The organism is uncultured Helicobacter sp., assembly GCF_949282165.1.
Classification (GTDB): Bacteria; Campylobacterota; Campylobacteria; order Campylobacterales; family Helicobacteraceae; genus Helicobacter_F.
This window is the reverse complement of the sequence record NZ_CASDOV010000013.1, coordinates 38,906-59,076: the sequence shown is the minus strand read 5'-3', so window position 1 is coordinate 59,076 and position 20,171 is coordinate 38,906. Positions and strand designations below refer to the sequence as shown.

General features: G+C 48.9%; 16 protein-coding genes. 10 read left to right on the top strand and 6 right to left on the bottom strand.

Translation table 11 applies throughout. The features are described 5' to 3' along the window. The first annotated feature begins 2 nt into the window (after positions 1-2). Genes metE through ACH2BK_RS07130 form a run of 8 tightly spaced genes read left to right on the top strand, consistent with a single transcriptional unit; the run spans position 3 to position 11,247 of the window. On the top strand, positions 3-2,288 hold the full coding sequence (gene metE / locus ACH2BK_RS07165) for a 5-methyltetrahydropteroyltriglutamate--homocysteine S-methyltransferase (protein ID WP_395002959.1): 2,286 nt from the start codon (positions 3-5) through the stop codon (positions 2,286-2,288). Positions 2,289-2,300: 12 nt separating this feature from the next. Then, positions 2,301-3,311: a methylenetetrahydrofolate reductase gene (locus ACH2BK_RS07160; RefSeq protein WP_395002957.1), complete on the top strand. Its 1,011-nt coding sequence runs from the start codon at positions 2,301-2,303 to the stop codon at positions 3,309-3,311. A gap of 29 nt (positions 3,312-3,340) precedes the next feature. After that, the gene (locus ACH2BK_RS07155; RefSeq protein ID WP_395002955.1) at positions 3,341-3,778 is read left to right on the top strand and encodes an outer membrane beta-barrel protein; all 438 of its coding nucleotides are present in this window, start codon (positions 3,341-3,343) and stop codon (positions 3,776-3,778) included. An 11-nt stretch (positions 3,779-3,789) separates the two neighbouring features. After that, on the top strand, positions 3,790-4,527 hold the full coding sequence (gene bioD / locus ACH2BK_RS07150; RefSeq protein WP_395002953.1) for an ATP-dependent dethiobiotin synthetase BioD: 738 nt from the start codon (positions 3,790-3,792) through the stop codon (positions 4,525-4,527). A gap of 56 nt (positions 4,528-4,583) precedes the next feature. After that, positions 4,584-6,740 (top strand): glycine--tRNA ligase subunit beta, encoded by a 2,157-nt coding sequence (gene glyS, locus ACH2BK_RS07145; protein ID WP_395002951.1) that lies wholly within the window; start codon positions 4,584-4,586, stop codon positions 6,738-6,740. Between the two features lie 36 nt (positions 6,741-6,776). Then, positions 6,777-9,926, top strand: coding sequence for an FAD-binding and (Fe-S)-binding domain-containing protein (locus tag ACH2BK_RS07140; protein ID WP_395002949.1), 3,150 nt, complete (start codon positions 6,777-6,779; stop codon positions 9,924-9,926). Next, positions 9,923-10,873 (top strand): 16S rRNA (cytosine(1402)-N(4))-methyltransferase RsmH, encoded by a 951-nt coding sequence (gene rsmH / locus ACH2BK_RS07135; RefSeq protein WP_395002947.1) that lies wholly within the window; start codon positions 9,923-9,925, stop codon positions 10,871-10,873. The genes ACH2BK_RS07140 and rsmH overlap by 4 nt, the downstream gene beginning before the upstream one ends. Then, a complete protein-coding gene (locus ACH2BK_RS07130) occupies positions 10,870-11,247 on the top strand; it encodes a hypothetical protein (protein WP_395002945.1) in 378 nt (125 codons plus the stop codon). The genes rsmH and ACH2BK_RS07130 overlap by 4 nt, the downstream gene beginning before the upstream one ends. Before the next feature lie 107 nt (positions 11,248-11,354). On the opposite strand, the gene ACH2BK_RS07125 is transcribed toward ACH2BK_RS07130, so the two are convergent. The 4 genes from ACH2BK_RS07125 to bamA all read right to left on the bottom strand — a co-directional run bounded on the left by ACH2BK_RS07125 (position 11,355) and on the right by bamA (position 16,616). Next, entirely contained in the window at positions 11,355-11,681 is a 327-nt protein-coding gene (locus ACH2BK_RS07125; protein ID WP_395002943.1) for a hypothetical protein, read from the bottom strand. A 171-nt stretch (positions 11,682-11,852) separates the two neighbouring features. Then, positions 11,853-13,229, bottom strand: a complete 1,377-nt coding sequence (locus ACH2BK_RS07120) for a M16 family metallopeptidase (protein WP_394997065.1) — start codon at positions 13,227-13,229, stop codon at positions 11,853-11,855. Between the two features lie 9 nt (positions 13,230-13,238). Next, complete coding sequence (locus ACH2BK_RS07115) at positions 13,239-14,309, bottom strand: dehypoxanthine futalosine cyclase (RefSeq protein ID WP_395002941.1); 1,071 nt, start codon at positions 14,307-14,309, stop codon at positions 13,239-13,241. A gap of 21 nt (positions 14,310-14,330) precedes the next feature. Further along, complete coding sequence (gene bamA, locus ACH2BK_RS07110; RefSeq protein ID WP_395002938.1) at positions 14,331-16,616, bottom strand: outer membrane protein assembly factor BamA; 2,286 nt, start codon at positions 16,614-16,616, stop codon at positions 14,331-14,333. A gap of 260 nt (positions 16,617-16,876) precedes the next feature. Between bamA and gdhA the strand changes: the two genes are divergently transcribed. Together gdhA and ACH2BK_RS07100 are read left to right on the top strand one after the other, a co-directional pair. Beyond that, complete coding sequence (gdhA, locus tag ACH2BK_RS07105) at positions 16,877-18,229, top strand: NADP-specific glutamate dehydrogenase (protein WP_394997070.1); 1,353 nt, start codon at positions 16,877-16,879, stop codon at positions 18,227-18,229. A gap of 401 nt (positions 18,230-18,630) precedes the next feature. Then, entirely contained in the window at positions 18,631-18,858 is a 228-nt protein-coding gene (locus tag ACH2BK_RS07100; RefSeq protein ID WP_395002936.1) for a hypothetical protein, read from the top strand. On the opposite strand, the gene ACH2BK_RS07095 is transcribed toward ACH2BK_RS07100, so the two are convergent. Both ACH2BK_RS07095 and rpe read right to left on the bottom strand, forming a co-directional pair. Beyond that, positions 18,845-19,420, bottom strand: coding sequence for a hypothetical protein (locus ACH2BK_RS07095; protein WP_395002934.1), 576 nt, complete (start codon positions 19,418-19,420; stop codon positions 18,845-18,847). The genes ACH2BK_RS07100 and ACH2BK_RS07095 overlap by 14 nt on opposite strands. Positions 19,421-19,482: 62 nt before the next feature. After that, entirely contained in the window at positions 19,483-20,124 is a 642-nt protein-coding gene (rpe, locus tag ACH2BK_RS07090) for a ribulose-phosphate 3-epimerase (RefSeq protein ID WP_395003021.1), read from the bottom strand. Positions 20,125-20,171 lie beyond the last annotated feature (47 nt).

The window sequence follows — 20,171 nt, the reverse complement described above, 5'->3', positions numbered from 1 at the left end:
CAATGAGTAGTATCATCGGATTTCCGCGTATTGGACAAAATAGAGAGCTCAAAAAAGCCCTAGAGAGCTTTTGGGCGGGGAAGTGTAGCCAAAGTGAGCTAGAGAGTGTGGCAAAAGATTTGCGTGCTAAGCATTGGGAAGCACAAAAGCACCTTGATTTTGTGTGTGTCAATGACTTTAGCTATTATGACAATGTGCTTGATCTTGCCTATGCATTGGGGGCAAAACCTGCGAGATTTAGAGAGCTTAGCGGGCTAGAGGGGTATTTTGCTATGGCAAGAGGGCATACAAAGGGCGTGGCGTGCGAGATGACAAAGTGGTTTAACACCAACTACCACTATGTCGTGCCAGAGCTTAGCGAAAATGATAGCTATGTGGCGAATGTGGATTCTATCCGCGCTCAATATAATGAAGCCAAAGCGCTTGGGTTTAAGCCAAAAATCTCGCTCATTGGGCTTTTTACGCTTTTTGGACTAAGTAAGATTGTAAGCGGCGAGCCACAAGCGATTTTTTCTAAACTCAAAAGTGCCTATCTTGATTTAATCGATGAGATTGCTAAGCTAGATTCTGAAGTGGTGGTGGAGTTTAGCGAGCCTATCTTTGTGCGAGGGTTTGGGGGTGAGAATGCGGTGTTTAAAGAATTATCGTGCGTGTATGAGAGAGATGTGATCACTTGCATTTATGATTCCATTGCCAAAAAGGGCATTAAGGCGATTGTGACAACCTTTTTTGAGCATAGCAACGAACTCACAGAAATCCTGCTAAACACAGGCATTTATGGTATCGGACTAGATTTTCTAGCAGGGAGTAAAAACACACAAGCCCTAGAGCTTATCGCTAAAAGTGATAAAGTCCTCTTTGCCGGGCTTATTGATGGACGCAACATTTGGGTGGCGGATTTGGATTCTAAACTCAAAACTTTAGAATCTATTGCGGCGATTGTGCCAAAGAATCGTATCGTGCTAAGCACTTCTTGCTCCCTGCTCCACGTGCCTTTTGGCAAGGACGATGAGAGCAAAATCGATTCACAAATCCTAAGTTGGATTAGCTTTGCTAAAGAGAAGCTTGAAGAATTGCGTGTGCTAGAGGATTTATTCCAAAATGGCGTAAGCGGGGCTAGTGGGGCTAGCAAGGAATTTTTAGAATCTAATAAAGCTATCAATGCTGCCCGCAGGACTTCAGAAAAGACAAATAACAAAGCCGTGCGTGAGCGCGTGAGTGCCAACACCCTAAAAGTGCGTGATGTCGCCTTTAAAGAGCGCATTAAGATTCAAAGAAGGGAGCTAGGCTATCCAGATTTAGCCACCACGACGATTGGCTCATTCCCCCAAACACCAGAGCTTAGGGCATTGCGACTTGGCTTTAAAAAGGGCGAGATTACTAAAGAATCTTATGAAAACGGGATAAAGGAATATATCAAAGATTGCGTGGCGTTTCAAGAGGAAATTGGGCTAGATATTTTGGTGCATGGCGAGCCAGAGCGAAACGATATGGTGGAGTATTTTGGCGAGCAGCTTGAGGGCTTTGTGTTTAGCCAAAATGGTTGGGTGCAAAGCTATGGTAGCCGATGTGTCAAGCCCCCCATCATCTTTGGCGATGTGGCACGCCCTAGGGCAATGACGCTAGAGTGGATACAATACGCCCAAAGCCTCACAAGTAAGGTTATGAAAGGTATGCTAACAGGACCGGTAACTATCCTAAACTGGAGCTTTGTGCGTGATGATTTGAGCCGCGCTCAAGTGTGTGAGCAAATCGCCCTAGCTATTGCTGATGAGATTGATGATTTGCAAAATGGTGGGGTTAGGATTATTCAAGTTGATGAAGCGGCGTTTAAAGAGGGCTATCCCTTGCGTGCTGAAAATATCAAAGAATACGAGCAGTGGGCACTAGAGTGCTTTAAAATCTCAACAGCAGTAGCGAGGGCAAATACGCAGATTCACACGCATATGTGCTATAGCGAGTTTAATGATATCATTAAAACCATCGAGGCAATGGATGCCGATGTGATTAGCATAGAAACCGCACGCAGTGGCAATGAACTCCTCAAAGTCTTTAAGCAAGTGGGCTACACACACGAGGTAGGACCGGGAGTGTATGACATACATAGCCCTAGAATCCCAAGTGTAGAGGAGATTATCACACAGATTAGGGCACTCTTAGAAGTGCTGCCCAAAGAGCAGTTGTGGATAAATCCTGATTGTGGATTGAAAACACGCAAATGGGAGGAAGTCAAGCCTAGCCTTAAAAATATGGTGGAGGCAGTCAAAGCGGTGCGAGGCGAGCTCTAAAAGGTGGCGCGTATGCCTACAACGCCAAGCCTAGAATCCACGCAGCCACTAGATTCTGTACTTAAAAGTCGTGATTGTGCGCTAGATTCTGTGTGCGCAGCGGATTCTATGGTAGCAGATTCTATGGTAGAGACGCTCATTAGGGATTTGCATACCAATAAGCCGTTTTTAAGTCTTGAGGTTACCCCGCCGCTTGCGGGCGCGCTTAAAGGGAGCAAGGAGATAGAGAGCCTCTGTGCGCTCTCACGCGAGATCCCTATTAATGCCCTTGTCTGCACAGATTCGCCCCTAGCGAGGTTTAAACCAAGCTCCATTCTAAGCTCTATTAAGATTCAAAATCTTACCCAAAAGCCCCTTATTTGCACGCTTTCTATGCGTGATCGCAATTCTATCGCGCTGTGTGGGGATATTTTGGCGGCAAACGAGTTTGATTTACGCGCGTTTTTGTGCCTCACGGGCGATCCCATTAAACTCGGGGATTGCGCGCAAACTAAGGGCGTGTTTGAAGAAAATTCGCTCAAACTCACGCACATTATTAGCGAGCTTAACGCAGGCAGGGCGGTAAATGGCAAGCCACTCCAAGCACCTGCTAAGCCCATTTATAGCTTCCAAGTCATCAACTCCTATGCCAACAATCTCCAATCGCTCAAAACCAAAATGCGCAAAAAAATCGCCCAAGGCGGCGTGCAGGCACTTTTTACCCAACCGGTGTATTCTACAGAAGTGGCGGAGTTTTTGTGTGAAAGCCTAGAGGAGCTAAACGCCGAGTATGGCACGCATACCACGCTTGTCTTTGGGTTTTTCCCTGTGGTGAGTTATAAAGTCGCGCTGTTTTTGCGCGACAAGCTCCCGGGTGTGTTTATCCCAGAGTCGTGGATAGCGCGGCTTGAGACGGCTAGAGATCGCGAGTATAAAGTGGGTGTGGAGCTATCATCTAAGTTGCTAGCGGAGCTGCGCGGCTTGCACGATAAAATACATTTTATGAGTGCCAACAAACCAGAGCTTGTGCGGGAGTTTTATTAGATTCTGTATGTGAGCATTTTGGGACGCGTATGCAGAAAAAAGTGGAGAGTATCTCGCAGTGGAAGCAGACGGGGCAAAGAGCAAGTTTAGGCATGATATCGACGCGAGTGGGTGCGCGCGTCAAAAGTGGCAGTATAGGCGGGCATAAGTTTATATTTGGCGAGCGAGGGAGGTTTGGCGTGCGTCCATATGTGTGTTTTGGCTATGGTGCTACAAAAAGCGTAGCATACAATATGGGCGCGGGTGTGCTGTATAATATCATCGATACCACAAACAAAGTCTTTGGTGTCTTTGCCAGCGTGGCTATCGGCGGGGAAACTTGGGTGGCAAATGGCAAAGACTACAAGCCAAATGGGGGCAAAGGCGAGGCGTATGGGAATTTTCAAACAATCCTTACTATCAACGCCACCAAAACCACGATGCGCCGCCCCTATGCTCTAAGCCTTGCCTATACTTACAACTTCTAGAAGGAGGTGCTATGGCGTATCTGGCGGTTGTGGGCTCTCATACCGATGTGGGCAAAACCGCCGTGAGTGCCGCGCTATGCCACACGCTAGGGCTTGCCTATCACAAGCTTATCCAAGCTGGCACGCCCACCGATAGCGAGGCAGTCGCTGCCCTCACGCCCCACACACCCATAATCCCTAGTGCCATCACACTGCGCACGCCCACCTCTCCCCACCGCGCCAAGAGGCTAGAATCCCTAGAATACGACGCCCTCGCCCTGCCCCTACCCACGCTCCCAATGCGCGATGAGCCTGTGGGAAAATCTGCCCCCACGCCTAGCCCTAAATCTACTCCCAAAAAACCCGCGCCCAAACCTGCGCATATCCTCATCGAGACTGCCGGAGGGCTCTATACGCCCCTAGATTCTGTGCATTGTGTGCTTGATTGGGTGGCGCACCATCGCCTGCCTGTGGTGCTTGTGGGGCGGCACTATCTAGGCGCGATAAATCATATCCTGCTCAGTGTGCAATCTCTCAAAGCGCGCGGGGTGCCTCTCCTAGGGCTTGTCATCAGCGGGGCGTGCGATGATGAGGGGCGCGATAGCGAGGCGTTTATCTCACAATATGTGGGAGTGCGTATCGCGCATTTGGGGGAGTTTGGGAGCAGTGAGGAGTTTGCAAGTGCGGCAAATGCGCTAGCGCGTGAGCTAGAAGCACTCAAATCCCCCCTACTACACTTGCGCACCACGACACACAAGGAGCAGCTTTAACCAACCCCTAATGCTTTGCGTGCTAAAATCCCAAGATTTTATCACAAAGGATACCCTTGAAGACTACTACACTTCTCATAGAGATACTCACCCAAGAACTCCCCGCAATCCCCTTTTTGCAAGAACTTCCCCATATCGCTACCAAATGGCAGGATTCACTCCGTGCCCACCATATCGCGCCCTGTGAGATACAAGTATTTTTCACCCCTAGGCGTATCGTGCTCTATGCTAGGGACTTCCCGCTCTACTCCCAAGATCGCGTGATAGAATCTTATGGCGCGCCCATTAGCATAGCCTATGAAAATGGCGATGTGTGCGGCGCGCTCACTAAGGCGGGGGAGAGCTTTTTTGCTAAGCATAGCCTAGATCCAAAGGAGGATCGCGACAAAGTCAGTATAGCTACCAAAGATGGCAAGGAAGTGCTGTATTTCTCCCATACCCAAAAGGGCGTGGAATCTGCTAGCTTGCTCCAAGAGATTTTTAGCGCGTTTTTGGGGAAACTAAGCTTTGGCAAGAGTATGCGTTGGGGGGCTCTAAGCGAGGGCTTTATCCGCCCTATTGAGAATATTTGCGCGTTTTTGGGCGAGACTTGCCTACACCTTAGCGCGTTTGGGGTGGATTCTAAGCCACAGACTTTTGGGCATAGGGATTTGGGCTTTGCGCCCATTAGTGTGGGGAGCGTGGCGGAGTATTTTGAGGCGTTGCACACACACAAGGTGATTCTCAACCAACAAGAGCGCAAGGAGCGTATCCTAGAGCAAATTAGCGAGATTGAGCGCGCCCATAGCATAGAGGTGGAGATCGATCCCGTGCTGCTTGATGAAGTGGTGGCGATCACGGAGTATCCGAGGGTATTGCTTGGGGGCTTTGGCGAGGAGTTTTTGGAGCTGCCAAAGGAAGTCATCATCACTTCTATGAAAGAGCATCAGCGGTATTTTGCAATCCACAAGCAGGGGCGGCTTTTTAATGGCTTCATCGTCGTGAGCAATTCCACAAGCAGCGATACTTCACTCATCATCGCGGGTAACCAAAAGGTGCTCAAAGCCCGCCTAAGCGATGCGATGTTTTTCTATCGCAACGACTTAAGGCGCGGGCTAGAGACAGAGGGGCTAGAGCATATCCTCTTTGTGCAAAATCTAGGGAGCTTGGCGGATAAAAGCCAAAGAGAGCTGCAAATCGCGCAGATTCTGTATGCCAAATACGCGCCCACTCACAACTTCGCGCCTAAGAATTTTGCGGAGCTTTTGGCGCAGAGTGTGCGCTTGGCTAAGGCAGATTTGCTCACCGAGATGGTGTATGAGTTTCCTGAGCTGCAGGGGATTATGGGCGGGTATTATGCGCGCGCACTCGGCTTAGATACGCTAGTAGCACAAGCCATCAGCGAGCAGTATCTGCCCACGGGGGAAGATTCTGCGCTGCCCTCCAACGCGCTAAGTGCGATAGTGAGCCTCTCAAATAAGCTTGATAGTATCTTTGGGCTTTTTAGTATTGATAAAATCCCAACGGGCTCTAAAGATCCCTTCGCCCTGCGGCGCGCGGCAAATGGCGTGATAAAGATTATCCAACATATGGGCTTTAGCTTTAGTCTGCGCGAGGATTTGCGCACGCTCTATGAGACACTAGGCTATGGCAAAGATTCACAAAGCAGAGCGAGCGAGGATTCACTCGCCACGAGCGATAACAAGTTTGCTACGCAAACTTGCATTAAAAAGATAGAATCCTTTTTCCTCGAGCGGCTTGAAAACGCCCTGCCCATAAACCCCTCGATTTTCCGCGCGGCACTCTGTGGGCTTGATACACACAACCAACCACAGCGCGATATCAATGCGCTTATCCAAAACGCCCTCACGCTCCACGAAGTCTTTGCGAACACGCAGGATAAGCCCGCGCTCCTTAGCACCTTTAAGCGCGTGGCAAATATTTGCAAAGACATCGATCTTAGCGCGCTAGATTCTATCAATCCCGCGCTTTTTACCCACGATGCAGAATCTCGCCTTTTTGAAAGCTTTATGGGGATTAAAAATCGCTCATTTACCTCGCGCCTAGAGCACACGCAGGCACTCTTTGCGCTCAAAAATCCGCTTGAAGCATTTTTTGAAAATGTGCTAGTCAATGACAAAGATGAGTGCTCAAGGGCTAATCGATACGCGCTTATTGGCGGGATTTATCGGGAGTTTTTGACTATCGGCGACATCGCCCAAATCGCTATCTAGCGCGCGTGCGCCACACACAACAACAAAGGAGCAACAATGCGAGATTATGAAAGTTTTGCACAAGAGTGCAGGGAGTTTTTGTTTGACACACACGCGGGAGTGCGCCAATACAGAATCTATGAAAGCTACATTATGCGCTTTGCCTATGGAGTGGATGCCTCGTGCTACCGCTATATCCCTAAACTCGTGCTAAAGCCCGTGAATGAGGCAGAAGTGGTGCGTATCATTGGCTTAAGCAAAACCTACAATATCCCGCTAACTTTTCGCGGCTCTGGCACGAGTCTAAGCGGGCAGGCGTGTGGGGATAGCGTGCTTGTAGTGTGTATGCACAAATGGCAAAATATCAAGGCGAGTGCGGATTCTATATGGTGTGATTGCGGGGTGATAGGCATAGAGGCAAACAACGCGCTTAAAGCTTTTGGCAAAAAAATCGGTCCTGATCCCGCGACGATCAATAACGCAAGCATTGGCGGGATTTTTTCAAACAATTCTAGCGGAATGTGCTGCGGCGTGAAGCAAAATAGCTACCAGACGATAAAATCCATCCGCGTGATCTTACACGATGGCTTTATTTTGGACACTTCAGATGCTGATAATGTGCAGGAGTTTGTGCGCACGCACGCCCAAATGGTGGAACAAATCCTCTCCTTGCGCGAAGAGATAGTGAGCGATGAGGCATTGCGCAAAGAGATAGAGCGCAAATTTGCTATCAAAAACACCACGGGTTACGCGCTCAATGCTTTGAGCGATTTTGCGGATATAAAAGACATTTTAAACCATATCTTTATCGGTGCGGAGGGGACACTTGGCTTTGTCTCGCGGGTGGAATACACACCGGTAAAGGACTACGCGCTCAAAGCCTGCGCGCTGCTTTTTTATGAAAATCTCGGGTTGGCAGCGGGGGCGATTGAGATCCTCTCGCGCAATGATGATAAGGTGAGCGCGGCGGAGATTATGGACTATGCGTGCCTAAAGGCGGTGAGCGGTATAGAGGGTATGCCCCAAGAGCTCGCAAAGATAGCGGAGGGGAATTGCTGTATCTTAATCCAAATAGAATCTGATAGCAAAGCGGAGCTAGATTCACACATAGAGGCGGTGAGAGGGGAGCTAGAGCGCGTGCCTACGCTTTTTGGGATAGAATTTAGCTTTGATGAAGCCACGCAAGCCAAATGGTGGAAAGTGCGCAAGGGGCTTTTGCCCATATCAGCAGGCACTAAGAGGCGCGGTAGCACGGTGATCACAGAGGATATTTGCTTTGAGATTCCAAACTTTGCTAAGGGGATTGAGGGGATTGGGCGGCTATTTAGAGAATATGCGTTTGATGGGATTATCTTTGGGCACGCGCTCAGTGGGAATGTGCATTTTATCATCACACCCTTGCTTAGTGATACAAAGGAGCGTGAGAACTTCGCGGCGTTTATGGATAAGATGGTGGAGCTAGTCCTCTCGCTGAAGGGCAGCACCAAAGCCGAACACGGCACGGGCAGAATGATGGCGCCATTTGTGGAGCAAGAGTGGGGAGAAAAAGCCTATGGGCTCAATAAGCGCATTAAAGCCATTTTTGATGAGCGCAATCTCTTTAACCCCGATGTGATTATCTGCGAGGATAGGGAGATTCATATCAAGAATCTAAAGCCCGCGCATAGTATTGAGGATTATCTAGAGGCGTGTATGGAATGTGGGTTTTGCGAGAAGGTGTGCCCAAGCAAAAACATCACGCTAACCCCTCGCCAGAGAATCGCGGTGTATAGGGAGATAAAGCGACTTGAGAGCCTCACGCACATAAGCGCACAAGAGCGCGAGGAGCTAGAATCTTTGCGCAGGGATTATGCGTATTTTGGCGTGGCGACTTGCGCGACTTGCTCGATGTGCGCCACCCTCTGCCCGCTAGAGATCGACACTGCCAAAATCGCCACAAACTCCAAAAACGCCAATGCCTCCAAGCTCGCAAGCACCATCGCAGGCGTGATAGCGCGCAATATGGACAAGGCGAGCAAGGTAGCAAGATTTAGCGTGGGCGCGGCAAATGTGGGGGCTTCGCTACTGGGGAGCAATGTGCTAAAAAGCTTTAGCACTTCCCTCAATAGAGCCCTCCACACGCCCATAGTGCCCAAATATATGCCCACCAAAAACACCTACGCTCTAGAATCTAAAATGCTAGATTCTATAAAATCCACTATGAGTGGCGGAGCGAGCGATAGCAATTTGCCACAAGCAAATTGCAGTGAAATGATAAGCCCTAGCTCGGTTTATAAAAAAGGTGTTAGCCCAAGTGGCGTTGATGACGCGCTGGCACTAAATGGGGTTTTGGATTCTAAAAAATCTCCTGTATGTTCGCGCAGCGGAGGCAATGAGGGCTTAGCCCTCATTGACGATAGCAAGTTTGCCACGCAAACTTGCATTAAAAATAATGACAAAATCCTCTACCTCACAAGCTGTCTTAATCGCGTGTTTGCGCCCCCTAGACAAGCAGCAGACAAACGCCCAATACAAGCGGTGTTTGAGAGCCTCTGTGCCAAAGCAGGCATAAGCGTGCTCTACCCCAAAAATATCGCTAAAATGTGCTGTGGCAAGGCGTTTAAGGACTTCACAACCAAAGATCCTAGCCTAAATCCCCTCCACCGCACACTACAAGAGCTCCTAGAGGCTTCAGAAAATGGCGCAATCCCCATCGTGTGCGATCATAGCGCGTGCAGTGGCGAGCTAGTGGAGCAGCTCAAACACTTGCGCGGCTTTGAGGCGTTGCGCGTGGTTGATATGAGCGCGTATGTGCGCGATGAAATCCTGCCGCGCGTGCGTATCGCGCCCCTTAGTGAATCTGTGGGCGTGTATGCGGTGTGCTCGTGCAAAAGACACGCGTGGGCGGAGAGTATCTATGAGATAGCCGCGCACTGCACGCGTGGCGAGGTGGTTACGCACCCACAGACTTATTGCTGCGGCTTTGCGGGGAATAAGGGCTTTAGCACGCCAGAGCTCAACACTTCAGCTCTAGAGGGCTTAGCGGAGCACTTCGCCACGCACAAGCCTAAGCGGATGTATGCCACTTCTAGCACTTGTGAAATCGGGCTGAGTGAAAGCACAAACCACGCGTGGCAGCATATCATCTATCTGCTCGATGAAGTGGCGCAATCGCGTGAGAATGTGCAAGCCCACGAGGGCGCGCAATTACCCGAAGGCGTGCGTTGAAACATATCTCTGTGCTAAAAGATGAGGTGCTAGAGGCGTTTGCCCACCTTGAGCGTGAGGCAAATCCCCTAGTCCTTGATCTCACGCTTGGCTTTGGCGGGCACACGCTCGCGCTTTTGCAATCTCACCCCCACGTGCGAGTTATTGGCGTGGATAGAGACGCGCACGCGCTAGAGCTAGCCAAAGAGCGGTTGGGGGCGCATAAAGGGCGCGTGGAGTTTGTGCAAAGCGACTTTGGGAGCGTGTGGGCGCGACTAGATAATGAGGACAAAGCGTGCGTGCGTGCGGTGCTAGCGGATATAGGCGTGAGCTCTATGCAGCTAGATTCAGCGCAGCGGGGCTTTGGCTTTGCCTCACACACGCTAGATATGCGTATGGATACCTCCATGCCCCTTAGCGCAAAAGAGGTGCTAAATGCCTACAGCCCTACGCAGCTAGAGAAGATTTTTAGCGAGTATGGCGAGATTAGAGAAACCAAAAAGCTCGTGCGCGGTATTGTGCAGCGGCGTGAGCGAGAGCCCTTTGGGAGCGCGAGGGAGTTTAGCGAGCTCTGTGCGCGCACCCTCACGCGCACCAAGGGGATAAATCCCGCCACGCAAGCCTTTCAGGCGATTAGGATAGAAGTTAATGATGAGCTAGGGCAGCTAGAGGGGCTTTTGGATTCACTGCAAGGGGCGTGGGGTGAGGGGTTTTTGCGCGGGGCGCGCGTGGGGATTATTAGCTTCCACTCGCTAGAAGATCGGATTGTCAAAAACGCGTTTAAACAATGGAGTAAGGCGTGTGTGTGCCCACATAGCGCGATGAAATGCGTGTGTGGCGGGGATAGTGCGCTGGGCGAAGTGGTGCATAAAAAGCCCATAATCCCAAGTGAGGGAGAAATCGCCCACAATAGCCGCGCAAGGAGCGCGAAGCTACGCGTCTTTGCCTTTAGGGAGGGTGGGCGATGAGCCAAGAGAATGCCTTTAGTTTTGAGCAAGATGGGTATGATGAGCACTCGCAGCACTCGCCTTTGAGTGCGTCTGCTCATACGTGCCAAAGCCCACAGGAGCGAGAAGCTCTCGCGCAGGGCTTGCAGGAGGAAAATGTCGTGGGTGCTAGGCATTTGCTGTATGGGCTTGGGCTCTTTGTCGTGATTGTGGGATTGTGCTTCCCCAAAATCTATCTCACAAACACCATTTATGCCACGAGCAAGGAGGTTTTGAGCCTGCAGACGAGTAGGGAAATCCTTTATGAGGAAAATAAAAAATTGCGCCGCGAGCTTGAGGATATCGATTTTAGATTCCGTGTGCTTGATAACCTCGAGCAGGAGCAAAACTTTTGATGCAATTTGTCTTTGGCAAAGTGTTATTTGGGTGTGAGGCAAAGCCCTACTGCGCGTGTAATTACAGAATCTAGAGCGAGATTCTGTAGTTTTTTGGTTTAGCCGTGTCAGGGGTGCGATGTGGCATTTGCGCAGATTTTATCAAAACGAAGTTTCTTTAGAAAACGAAGTTTCTTTAGAAAACTTAGAGACTGATTTTTTGCTTGTAGTAGCAAGCCCGTAGAATCCACACCAAACAAGGCAAAGCCAAGCACGGAATGTAGAGAAAATACAGAATCTAGTGTAGGCTTAGAATCTAGCCTAACAGAATCTCGTGTAGATTCAGAATCTAAGGAGCTAGATTCTAAACTTTCCTTAGATTCTGAATCTGCCTTACATTCTGCGCTTGGCTTGCCCCCTTGGTGTGGATTGCGTGGGGTTACCAACGCAAACAAAAAAATTAGTCATTGCGGTGTGGCTGTGTAAGCTTTGCGGATTTTTCGGAAGGCACGGACGCTAAGTCCGCTAACCTTCCAAAAAATCCGCAATCTTATCGCATTGCATACCCAAGGAGCCATTTTCCCCCGAGCAAAAGCGCAATGCCCTAACAGAATCTAGAGCCCTCTCTACTGCCCCTCCACAAAGCTTATACTAAGCTCCAAAATCTCTGCGTGCTTGGCGATAAAATCATTAATCTCTTTAAGCGAGAGGCGAGAGATTTTAGCGATGTCCTTTTTGTGATTATCAAGCGGGAGGTTGCGCATATAGTTCATAAGCTTAGCATTTAGTCGCTGCGAGAGCGTCTCCTCGCTAAGTGGCTCACTGCCGAGTATGAACGCCTTGGCAGCGTCTAGCTCCTCTTGGGTAATCCCCTTGTCGATAAATTCCCTCATCACTTCCTGCACGACTTTCATCGCCTTGTCTTTAGAATCTAGCCCTGTCTGCAGATACCCCACGCCGTAATTCACCAAATCACTCCCGCCTATGATACTAAAATACGCGCTGTATGCAAGCCCCCGCTTGACGCGCACCTCTTCCATTATGCGCGAGCCAAAGCCCGATGCGCCCAGCACGAAACTCATCACTTTTGTTTTGTAGTTTTCTTTAACCTTTGCGCCAAAGGGCGAGGCGAAGTGTATGTAGGCTTGCTTGGTTTGCTTGTGTGCGATGATTTCTTTTGGAGTGGTGCGGGGCTTGATATGAGGTTTGGTGGGCTTGGTGCCTAGGGGTAAGAAACTTAGCTCTTTAGCCAACTGCTCTTTAAGCTCCTTAATCTCCATATCCCCTCCCGCCACGATGATGAGACGCTCTAGCACGAGGTTTTGGCTCAAATACTGCTCGATATCGCCCAAAGTGATAGAATCCACGCTCTCCTCGCTGCCCATACTCGGGTATTCCATCGGGGTGTTTTCAAAAAATATGGCATTGAGATTGGTGCGTGCGACATAATCAAAGTCGTTTGCCTTGCGCAAAATCGTGGCTTTAGTGATTTCTTTTACCTTCACTAGGCTCTCTTGGGTTGTATTAGGATTTTTTAGCAAATCCACTAGGCAGGCGAGCGCGAAGTCCTTATGCTCGCGCAAAAACGACACATCAAAGCTAAGGGTTTGCGCGCCTGTGCCCACATCGAGCGTGATGGCTTTGGATTCTAGCTTGTCTGCAAAGGCGATATTGCCTAGCTCCCGCGTGCCCTCATTGAGCACTGCCGAGGCGAGATGAGCGAGCCCCGCCTTTGCTTCCTTGGCATTTTTGGGATTTGGCAGAGCATCTTTAGCATTGAGCGCGTCATAGATACTCCCGCCCCCCTCAAACACAAGCTCGATTTTGCCCACCGGGAGCAAATCGCTCTGCTCAAAAATAAGGGGCACATTCACGCCATTAATCTGCACATACTCAAGGGCAGAATCTTCAGATTCTATGTAGTTGTTGCTCTTTAACACCATATACAAACCTCCGATAAAAATCAAAAACCCAAACACACCCACATAAAACTTCTTTGGCATCATCAATCCTTAGTATCGCTGCAATATCTCATAGGCGGTATTGCGCTTGGCAGGGTGGTAACCTAAGTCCTTGATGAGTGCTATCATCTCTTGTTCATTCATCGAGTGGCACGCTCCTGCGGAGGAGACGACATTTTCTTCCATCATCGTGCTGCCCAGATCGTTTGCCCCAAAGAGCAGGGCGAGCTGCCCGATATAAGAGCCTTGCGTAACCCACGAACTTTGGATATTAGCGAAGTTATCCAAGTAGATTCTACTGCATGCCAAAAGGCGCAAATACCGGTGCGAGCTAGCACATCGGATATGCGGAAACTCCTCTTTAAGCGGCGTGTTATGAGGCTGAAAGCTCCAGAGAATAAATGCCCTAAAGCCGTGGTATTTGTCTTGGAGATTGCGCAATGCCTCCCAATGCGCCACGATATCCTCATCGGATTCCACACTGCCAAACATCATCGTCGCCGTGCCCTTCATACCGATTTTGTGTGCTTCCTCATGCACCTCTAGCCACTCGCGTGTATCGAGTTTTTTGGGCGCGATGATATCACGCACTCTATCGCTTAGTATCTCCGCGCCAGCACCCGGCACCGAGCTAAGCCCCGCAGCCTGCAGGCGTCTAAGCACTTCAGGGATAGTGAGTTTAGAAACCTTAGCTATGTAGTTTATCTCGATTGCTGAAAAGCCGTGGATAGTGATTTGTGGGTATTTTTGGTGGATATGGCGCACGAGATCTTCATACCACTCGATTGTAAGCTTAGGATGCACGCCGCCTTGGAAGAGGATCTGCGTGCCGCCGATGGCGATGAGCTCCTCTATCTTGGTATCAATCTCATCAAAGCTGAGTATATACACACCCTCCTCGTTTATGCGTCGCTTAAACGCGCAAAATTTGCAATCCACCCAGCAAATATTGGTGTAGTTGATATTCCTATCCACTACAAAAGTGATGGTTTGGCTCGGATGGAGCGTGTCGCGAATCTGCGTGGCGCGTATGCCTAGATCTTTTAGCGAAGCGTTTTTCATCAAATCCAAAATCTCATCATTGCTCACGCGCTTTTTGGTAAGGGTAGGTGTCTCGCTCATACTGCCTCCTTGTGAGGGGATCTAAAACCTCGTCCCCATGGTAAATTCAAATGTTGAAGTGAAGTCGTTTGGCCCGGGATTGATCGCTCGTGGAAAGACAAGCACGAGCGGTCCGATAGGGCTCACCCACTCTATGGCTAATCCCCACGACTGCCGCACCGTCTCATTGATAGAATCCACGCCTATCATACCATAGTCATAAAAGACAGCTAGGCGCATTTGGGCTTTTTCTAGGATTCCATAGCTTAGCTCTAGGGAGTTTGTCATCATATAGTCACCGCCTATGCGGATACCTTGGGGATAGCCACTCGTATAATAGCGCGGCGTGAGGGAGCTAATCTGATAGCCCCGCACACTCGTGATACCCCCCATATAAAACTTACTCGTGATAGGCGCGTAGCCCTGATCGATGATCATACCTGCTTGCATTTTATAGCGCGCGATCAGATCCAGCCCTATGAGGCTCTTTAGGTGCTTATAGCCCGCAAATTTTCCATAGATTTTGGTGTATTTTTCCTCGCCGCCAAGCCCGGCGTATTCGATATAAGCCGAAGCAATGATACCATTTTTGGGGAAGTAGTAGTCATCGGTGTTGTCAAAATAGATACTTGGGCTAATCGCGCTTTTTAGTGGCGCATCAAGCGGGGTTATACCGCTTTTGTAAGCTTCTTGAAAATACTGCTTGTAGGCTTGTTCTGTGGCTTCTTGATAAAATCCTAAAATCCTCGTGGTGCTTAGCGTATAGCCCAAAGACACTCTAAAAGTATCGGTGATGAGACGTCCAAAATTCACACTTCCGCCGACAGTCTGCTCACGATAATCCCAGTTCCAATAAGTAGAGACAAACGCGCTCACAGATTCACTATATTCAGAATCCAAAATACGCGGGTTAGTCAGCGTGAGATTAAAGAGCTGCCGACGATACGACCAATCCACATACAGCTGCCCGCTATGCCCCGTCCCAAAGAGATTGCGCTCTCTGATAGAGGCATTTATCATCAGCCTATCATAGCTCCCATAGCCAAAGCCAAACATCAGCTCGCCAGTGCGCGCCTCCTCGACATTCACAAGCAAATCCATAGAATCTTCGCTCACCCTGCGCTCTTGTATCTCGACTTTATTAAAATACCCCAGACGCTTGAGGGCGTTTTCGGATCGGCGGAGTTGGGAGAGTGAGTATTCATCGCCGGGGGCTAAGAGGAGCTCGCGACGGATGATTTTATCTGCAGTGCGGGTGTTGCCCGTGATGATCACATCATTGATTTTTACCTTTTGCCCTATTTGCACATAGTAGATGACTTTGACTTCAGAATCTGTAGTGTTTTTGTCCAAATCCGGCGATACACGCGTGAAGGCATAGCCCAGATCGGCGACTTCTTGCTTGATGATCTCCATATCCGCGCGCAAGTTTTCGATATTAAAGTAGTCTTTTTTCTGAATCTTGAGCTTTTTTAGGAGTTTTTCTTCTGAGATTACGGGGGTTTGGAGTATGACTTTGACTTCAGAGATTTTATAGCGCTCACCCTCTTCTATCTTGTAGTAGAGCTCTGCGCTATGATCGTTAAAATCCGCTTCCAAAAATGCCGGCGATACGCTAGCGTCCAAAAACCCCTTGCGCATATACGCGTCTTGGATTCTCGCACTATCAAATTCTAGATCATTGAGCTTGAGTTTGCCATCATTGCGCCCCCAGAGCCACCCGGCGAACTGCTTTTCTCTATTGGCAGCGAGCTCTTGGACTTCACTCACGCTAAGTTTTTTGCGCCCCTCATAATGGGCTTTGGTGATGATGATGTTTTCGCCTTGATTGACATTGAGTGTGATCGCATACGCGCCATCGCTGCCTACAGGCGTGATCTCTTCTTGTATCACGCTGCCATAGTAGCCTTGATATTCTAAAATCGTCTTGATGATGAGCTTAGCGCGCTCTAGCTTGATTTCATCGTAGCTATCGCCCTTTTTGATACCAATTTGGCTATAAAGCGTTTCTTTTTCTTGCTCACTGCCATAGCCCTTTATCTCGACGCTAGCGATTTTGGGGCGTTGTTTAAAGTGAAAAGTCAAAACCCCATTATCAAAAGTCGCATAAATATCCTCAAAATATCCTTGTTTGAAAAACGCGACAATCGCCTCATCGACTTTATCCACATCAAGTGTATCGCCGGGCTTTAGCTTGGAGATTTCTGCAGCGAGGGTATCGGATATAGAGGTGCTGCCCTCATAGTGTATCGCGGTGATTTGCGCGCTATGGGCTACTCCCACACAGAGCACAAATAGCACCAAAAGTAGTTTTGGATAGGTTTTCATACGATTTTTATACGCTCTTTTAAATTTCTATTAATTTTGCACAAACAAGGGGCGAATTATACTTGAAAAATCGTAAAAAACAAATGCTTGGTATAAATTGTTTCATATATGCCACATATGCCCAAAAATTCCCCAAAATTCCGCCCCGCTTGACTTGACAACTAAAAAAATACGATAGAATGCGAGAGCTTGCTCTCCGAAAATGATAGGTTTCTAGCAAAGGGACGAGGACAAGCGAATAAACAACTAAGGAGAGCATTATGTCATATGCACAAGAAGTTTTGGCTAAAGTAAGAGCGAACTATCCTTCACAGGTGTTGTTTCATCAGGCGGTAGAAGAGGTTTTAGAATCTCTCAAACCAGAGCTTGAGAAAAATACAAAATACCAACAAAATGCTATCTTAGAGCGTCTTGTAGTGCCAGATCGTGAGATTCACTTCCGCGTGAGCTGGGTGGATGATGCGGGCAAGGTGCAAGTCAATCGCGCATATAGAATCGAGTTTAACGCAGCCATTGGTCCATACAAAGGCGGTTTGCGATTCCACCCAAGTGTGAATGAAGGCGTGATCAAATTTTTAGGATTTGAGCAAATTTTCAAAAACTCCCTCACAACGCTTGCTATGGGCGGAGGCAAGGGCGGAAGCGACTTCGATCCCAAGGGCAAAAGCGATGGCGAGATTATGAGATTTTGCCAAGCATTTATGAATGAGCTCTACAGGCATATCGGCGCCACTACCGATGTCCCCGCAGGCGATATCGGTGTCGGTGGGCGCGAGATTGGCTACCTCTTTGGACAATACAGAAAGCTCACCAACAGATTTGATGGCGTGCTCACAGGCAAGGCTCTCGCGTGGGGCGGAAGCTTGGTGAGGACGGAGGCGACTGGCTATGGCTGCGTGTATTTCGCACAAGAGATGCTAAAAGCGCGCGGCGAGAGCCTAGAGGGCAAAGTCTGCACCGTTTCAGGCAGCGGCAATGTCGCCATCTACACCGTCGAAAAACTCCAGCAACTCGGCGCAAAGCCCGTAACCGTGAGCGATTCTAAAGGTATGGTTTATGACAAAGAGGGTATCGATCTCGCACTGCTCAAAGAGATAAAAGAAGTCAGACGCGCCTCGCTTGAAGAATACGCCGCTAAGAGAAGTAGCGCGGTTTATACAAAAGCGAGTGATTACAAGCCCGGCACTAATGGCGTGTGGGCGATTCCTTGCTTTGCGGCTTTCCCTAGTGCGACACAAAATGAGCTAAGCCTAGAAGACGCTAAGACATTGCTCCAAAATGGCTGCCAATGCGTGAGCGAGGGGGCTAATATGCCTTCTACTATCGAGGCGGTGCATCACTTTATCCAAGCAAAAATCTGCTATGGTCCGGGCAAGGCGGCAAACGCTGGCGGCGTGGCAGTGAGCGGACTAGAAATGGCGCAAAATGCGAGTATGAATCCTTGGAGTTTTGAGGTAGTTGATGAGAGACTTCAGGGCATTATGAGAAGCATTTTCACAAACGCAAGTCAGACTGCAGCGGAGTTTGGCGAGCCTACAAACCTCGTGCTTGGCGCAAATATCGCGGGCTTTAGAAAAGTCGCCAACGCGATGATTGATCAGGGCGTGTTTTAATCACACCCCCTTAGGGCTTTGGCTCTTAAGCCAAGGCTTTGGGGCAAAGCAAAGCATACAAGAAAACGCGACTTTCACACACTCCTTATTTGTGCTGGTATTTACACACAACCACCAATTAGCGTTTATAAAATCTAAATAACTCACAGAATCCACTGCTTCAAAAAACCTTATCAAGGCTTTGCCAAATATCAATAGTGCGTGCGTAAGCACGAGGCCTAAGCGCAATTGCAAAATTGCGCCATTTTTGCGGAGCAAAAATCAAATAAAATGTGTAGCGCGTCAGCGCATACCGCCCCTCGCCCGCTTCGTAGGTTGGATTCTAAATCTCTTAGAGATTCTGTGCGTCTTTTAGAATCTCCGCGCTAGATTCTGTAAATGTTTTGGATTCTGAATCTACTTTGAATGTTGTGCTCTCTACATTTGCTTTTATAGATTCTGTAATCGTCTTTGAATCTGTTGGGCTAGATTCTGCAAATGCCCTAGACTCTGTATTGCCTAGATTCTGTTTTTGCTCATTTTTTAGAATCTCTTTAGATTCTGTGCTTCCTAGAATCTCCGCACTAGATTCTGTAGATTCTGTGTTTCTTAGAGTCGCATTCTCACGAATACTTTCTAATTTTTTTTAGAATCTCGTGTTTGCGCAAAAAGAAAAGGGGTTTCCCCTCTCCCCGCTCTCCCCAGCCCCGAAAAGAATAAAGCGCCGCTTTTTCTTTTCGGCAATCGGGGAGAGTGCCTCGCTGTATCCGCTTCTAGCGCAATCGTTGCGGAGGCACTCCTGCCTCCTTTTTCCAACGATTGCACACCACGAAGCGGGCGAGGGGCGGTATGCGCTGACGCGCTACACATTTTATGTGATTTTTGCGCTGCAAAAATGGCGTAATTTTGCAATTGCGCTCGGCTTGCGCTATCGCGCACATTATTTAAATTTGGCAAAGCCTTGATAAGGTTTTTTGAAGTGGTGGATTGTGTGAGTTGTTTAGATTCTGAACTAGATTCTGAATCTGCACGAGATTCTGTTAGACTAGATTCTAGGCTTTCTTTAGATTCTGAATCTACTTGAGATTCCGTGCTTGGCTTGCCGCCGAATTGGTGTGGATTGTGTGGGGCTACCGGTGTGGCTGTGTAAGCTTTGCGGATTTTTTGGAAGGTTAGCGGACTTGGCGTCCGTGCCTTCCGAAAAATCCGCAATCTTATCGCATTGCATACCCAAGGAGCCATTTTCTTGTGCGCAAAAGGCGGATTTCTAGAGCCTAGATTCTAAGACTCTCCACCGCCTTGGCATAATCCTTAGCGCCAAAGATATAGCTTCCTGCTACCACCATATCCGCCCCGCTTTCTTTGATGAGCGCGATATTCTCCGCACTAATGCCGCCATCGACTTCTATGAGGCATTGGGGGCTAAGCTCATCGCGCAAAGTGCGCAAATCGCGCAGTTTTTGCAAGCTATATGGGATAAACTTCTGCCCGCCAAAGCCCGGATTGACGCTCATCAGCAGCACCAAATCTAGCTTTGGCAAAATATAGCGTAGAGATTCTAGGCTCGTGTGCGGGTTTAGCACCACGCCGGCTTTGATGCCTTGGGATTTGATCTCCTCTATCAGCCTATCGAGATGGCACACTTCCTCCATATGCACGCTCAAAAACGCGGGCTTAAGCGGCGCAAAGAGCTTGACAAAAAATTCACTATTGCGCGTCATCAGATGGATATCAAGCGGTTTGGTAGCGATTTGGGCGATTTTCTCCACCACAAGCGGTCCTATCGTGAGGTTTGGCACAAAATGCCCATCCATCACATCGATATGCAGATAATCACATCGCGTCGCACAGATAGCCTCCACCTCCCGCTTAAGATTGAGAAAATCCGCCGAGAGCAGGCTGGGAGCGACGAGCATCGTGGGTTTCATAATGTGTCCTTGTGGTGTGAGATTTGCGCGCATTG

Bases quoted from the DNA above. Each gene is read 5' to 3' on its own strand.
- metE (WP_395002959.1), top strand. From the start codon at position 3: ATGAGTAGTATCATCGGATTTCCGCGTATTGGACAAAATAGAGAGCTC.
- ACH2BK_RS07160 (WP_395002957.1), top strand. From the start codon at position 2,301: ATGCCTACAACGCCAAGCCTAGAATCCACGCAGCCACTAGATTCTGTA.
- ACH2BK_RS07155 (WP_395002955.1), top strand. From the start codon at position 3,341: ATGCAGAAAAAAGTGGAGAGTATCTCGCAGTGGAAGCAGACGGGGCAA.
- bioD (WP_395002953.1), top strand. From the start codon at position 3,790: ATGGCGTATCTGGCGGTTGTGGGCTCTCATACCGATGTGGGCAAAACC.
- ACH2BK_RS07140 (WP_395002949.1), top strand. From the start codon at position 6,777: ATGCGAGATTATGAAAGTTTTGCACAAGAGTGCAGGGAGTTTTTGTTT.
- ACH2BK_RS07130 (WP_395002945.1), top strand. From the start codon at position 10,870: ATGAGCCAAGAGAATGCCTTTAGTTTTGAGCAAGATGGGTATGATGAG.
- ACH2BK_RS07120 (WP_394997065.1), bottom strand. From the start codon at position 13,229: ATGCCAAAGAAGTTTTATGTGGGTGTGTTTGGGTTTTTGATTTTTATC.
- ACH2BK_RS07115 (WP_395002941.1), bottom strand. From the start codon at position 14,309: ATGAGCGAGACACCTACCCTTACCAAAAAGCGCGTGAGCAATGATGAG.
- bamA (WP_395002938.1), bottom strand. From the start codon at position 16,616: ATGAAAACCTATCCAAAACTACTTTTGGTGCTATTTGTGCTCTGTGTG.
- gdhA (WP_394997070.1), top strand. From the start codon at position 16,877: ATGTCATATGCACAAGAAGTTTTGGCTAAAGTAAGAGCGAACTATCCT.
- rpe (WP_395003021.1), bottom strand. From the start codon at position 20,124: ATGCTCGTCGCTCCCAGCCTGCTCTCGGCGGATTTTCTCAATCTTAAG.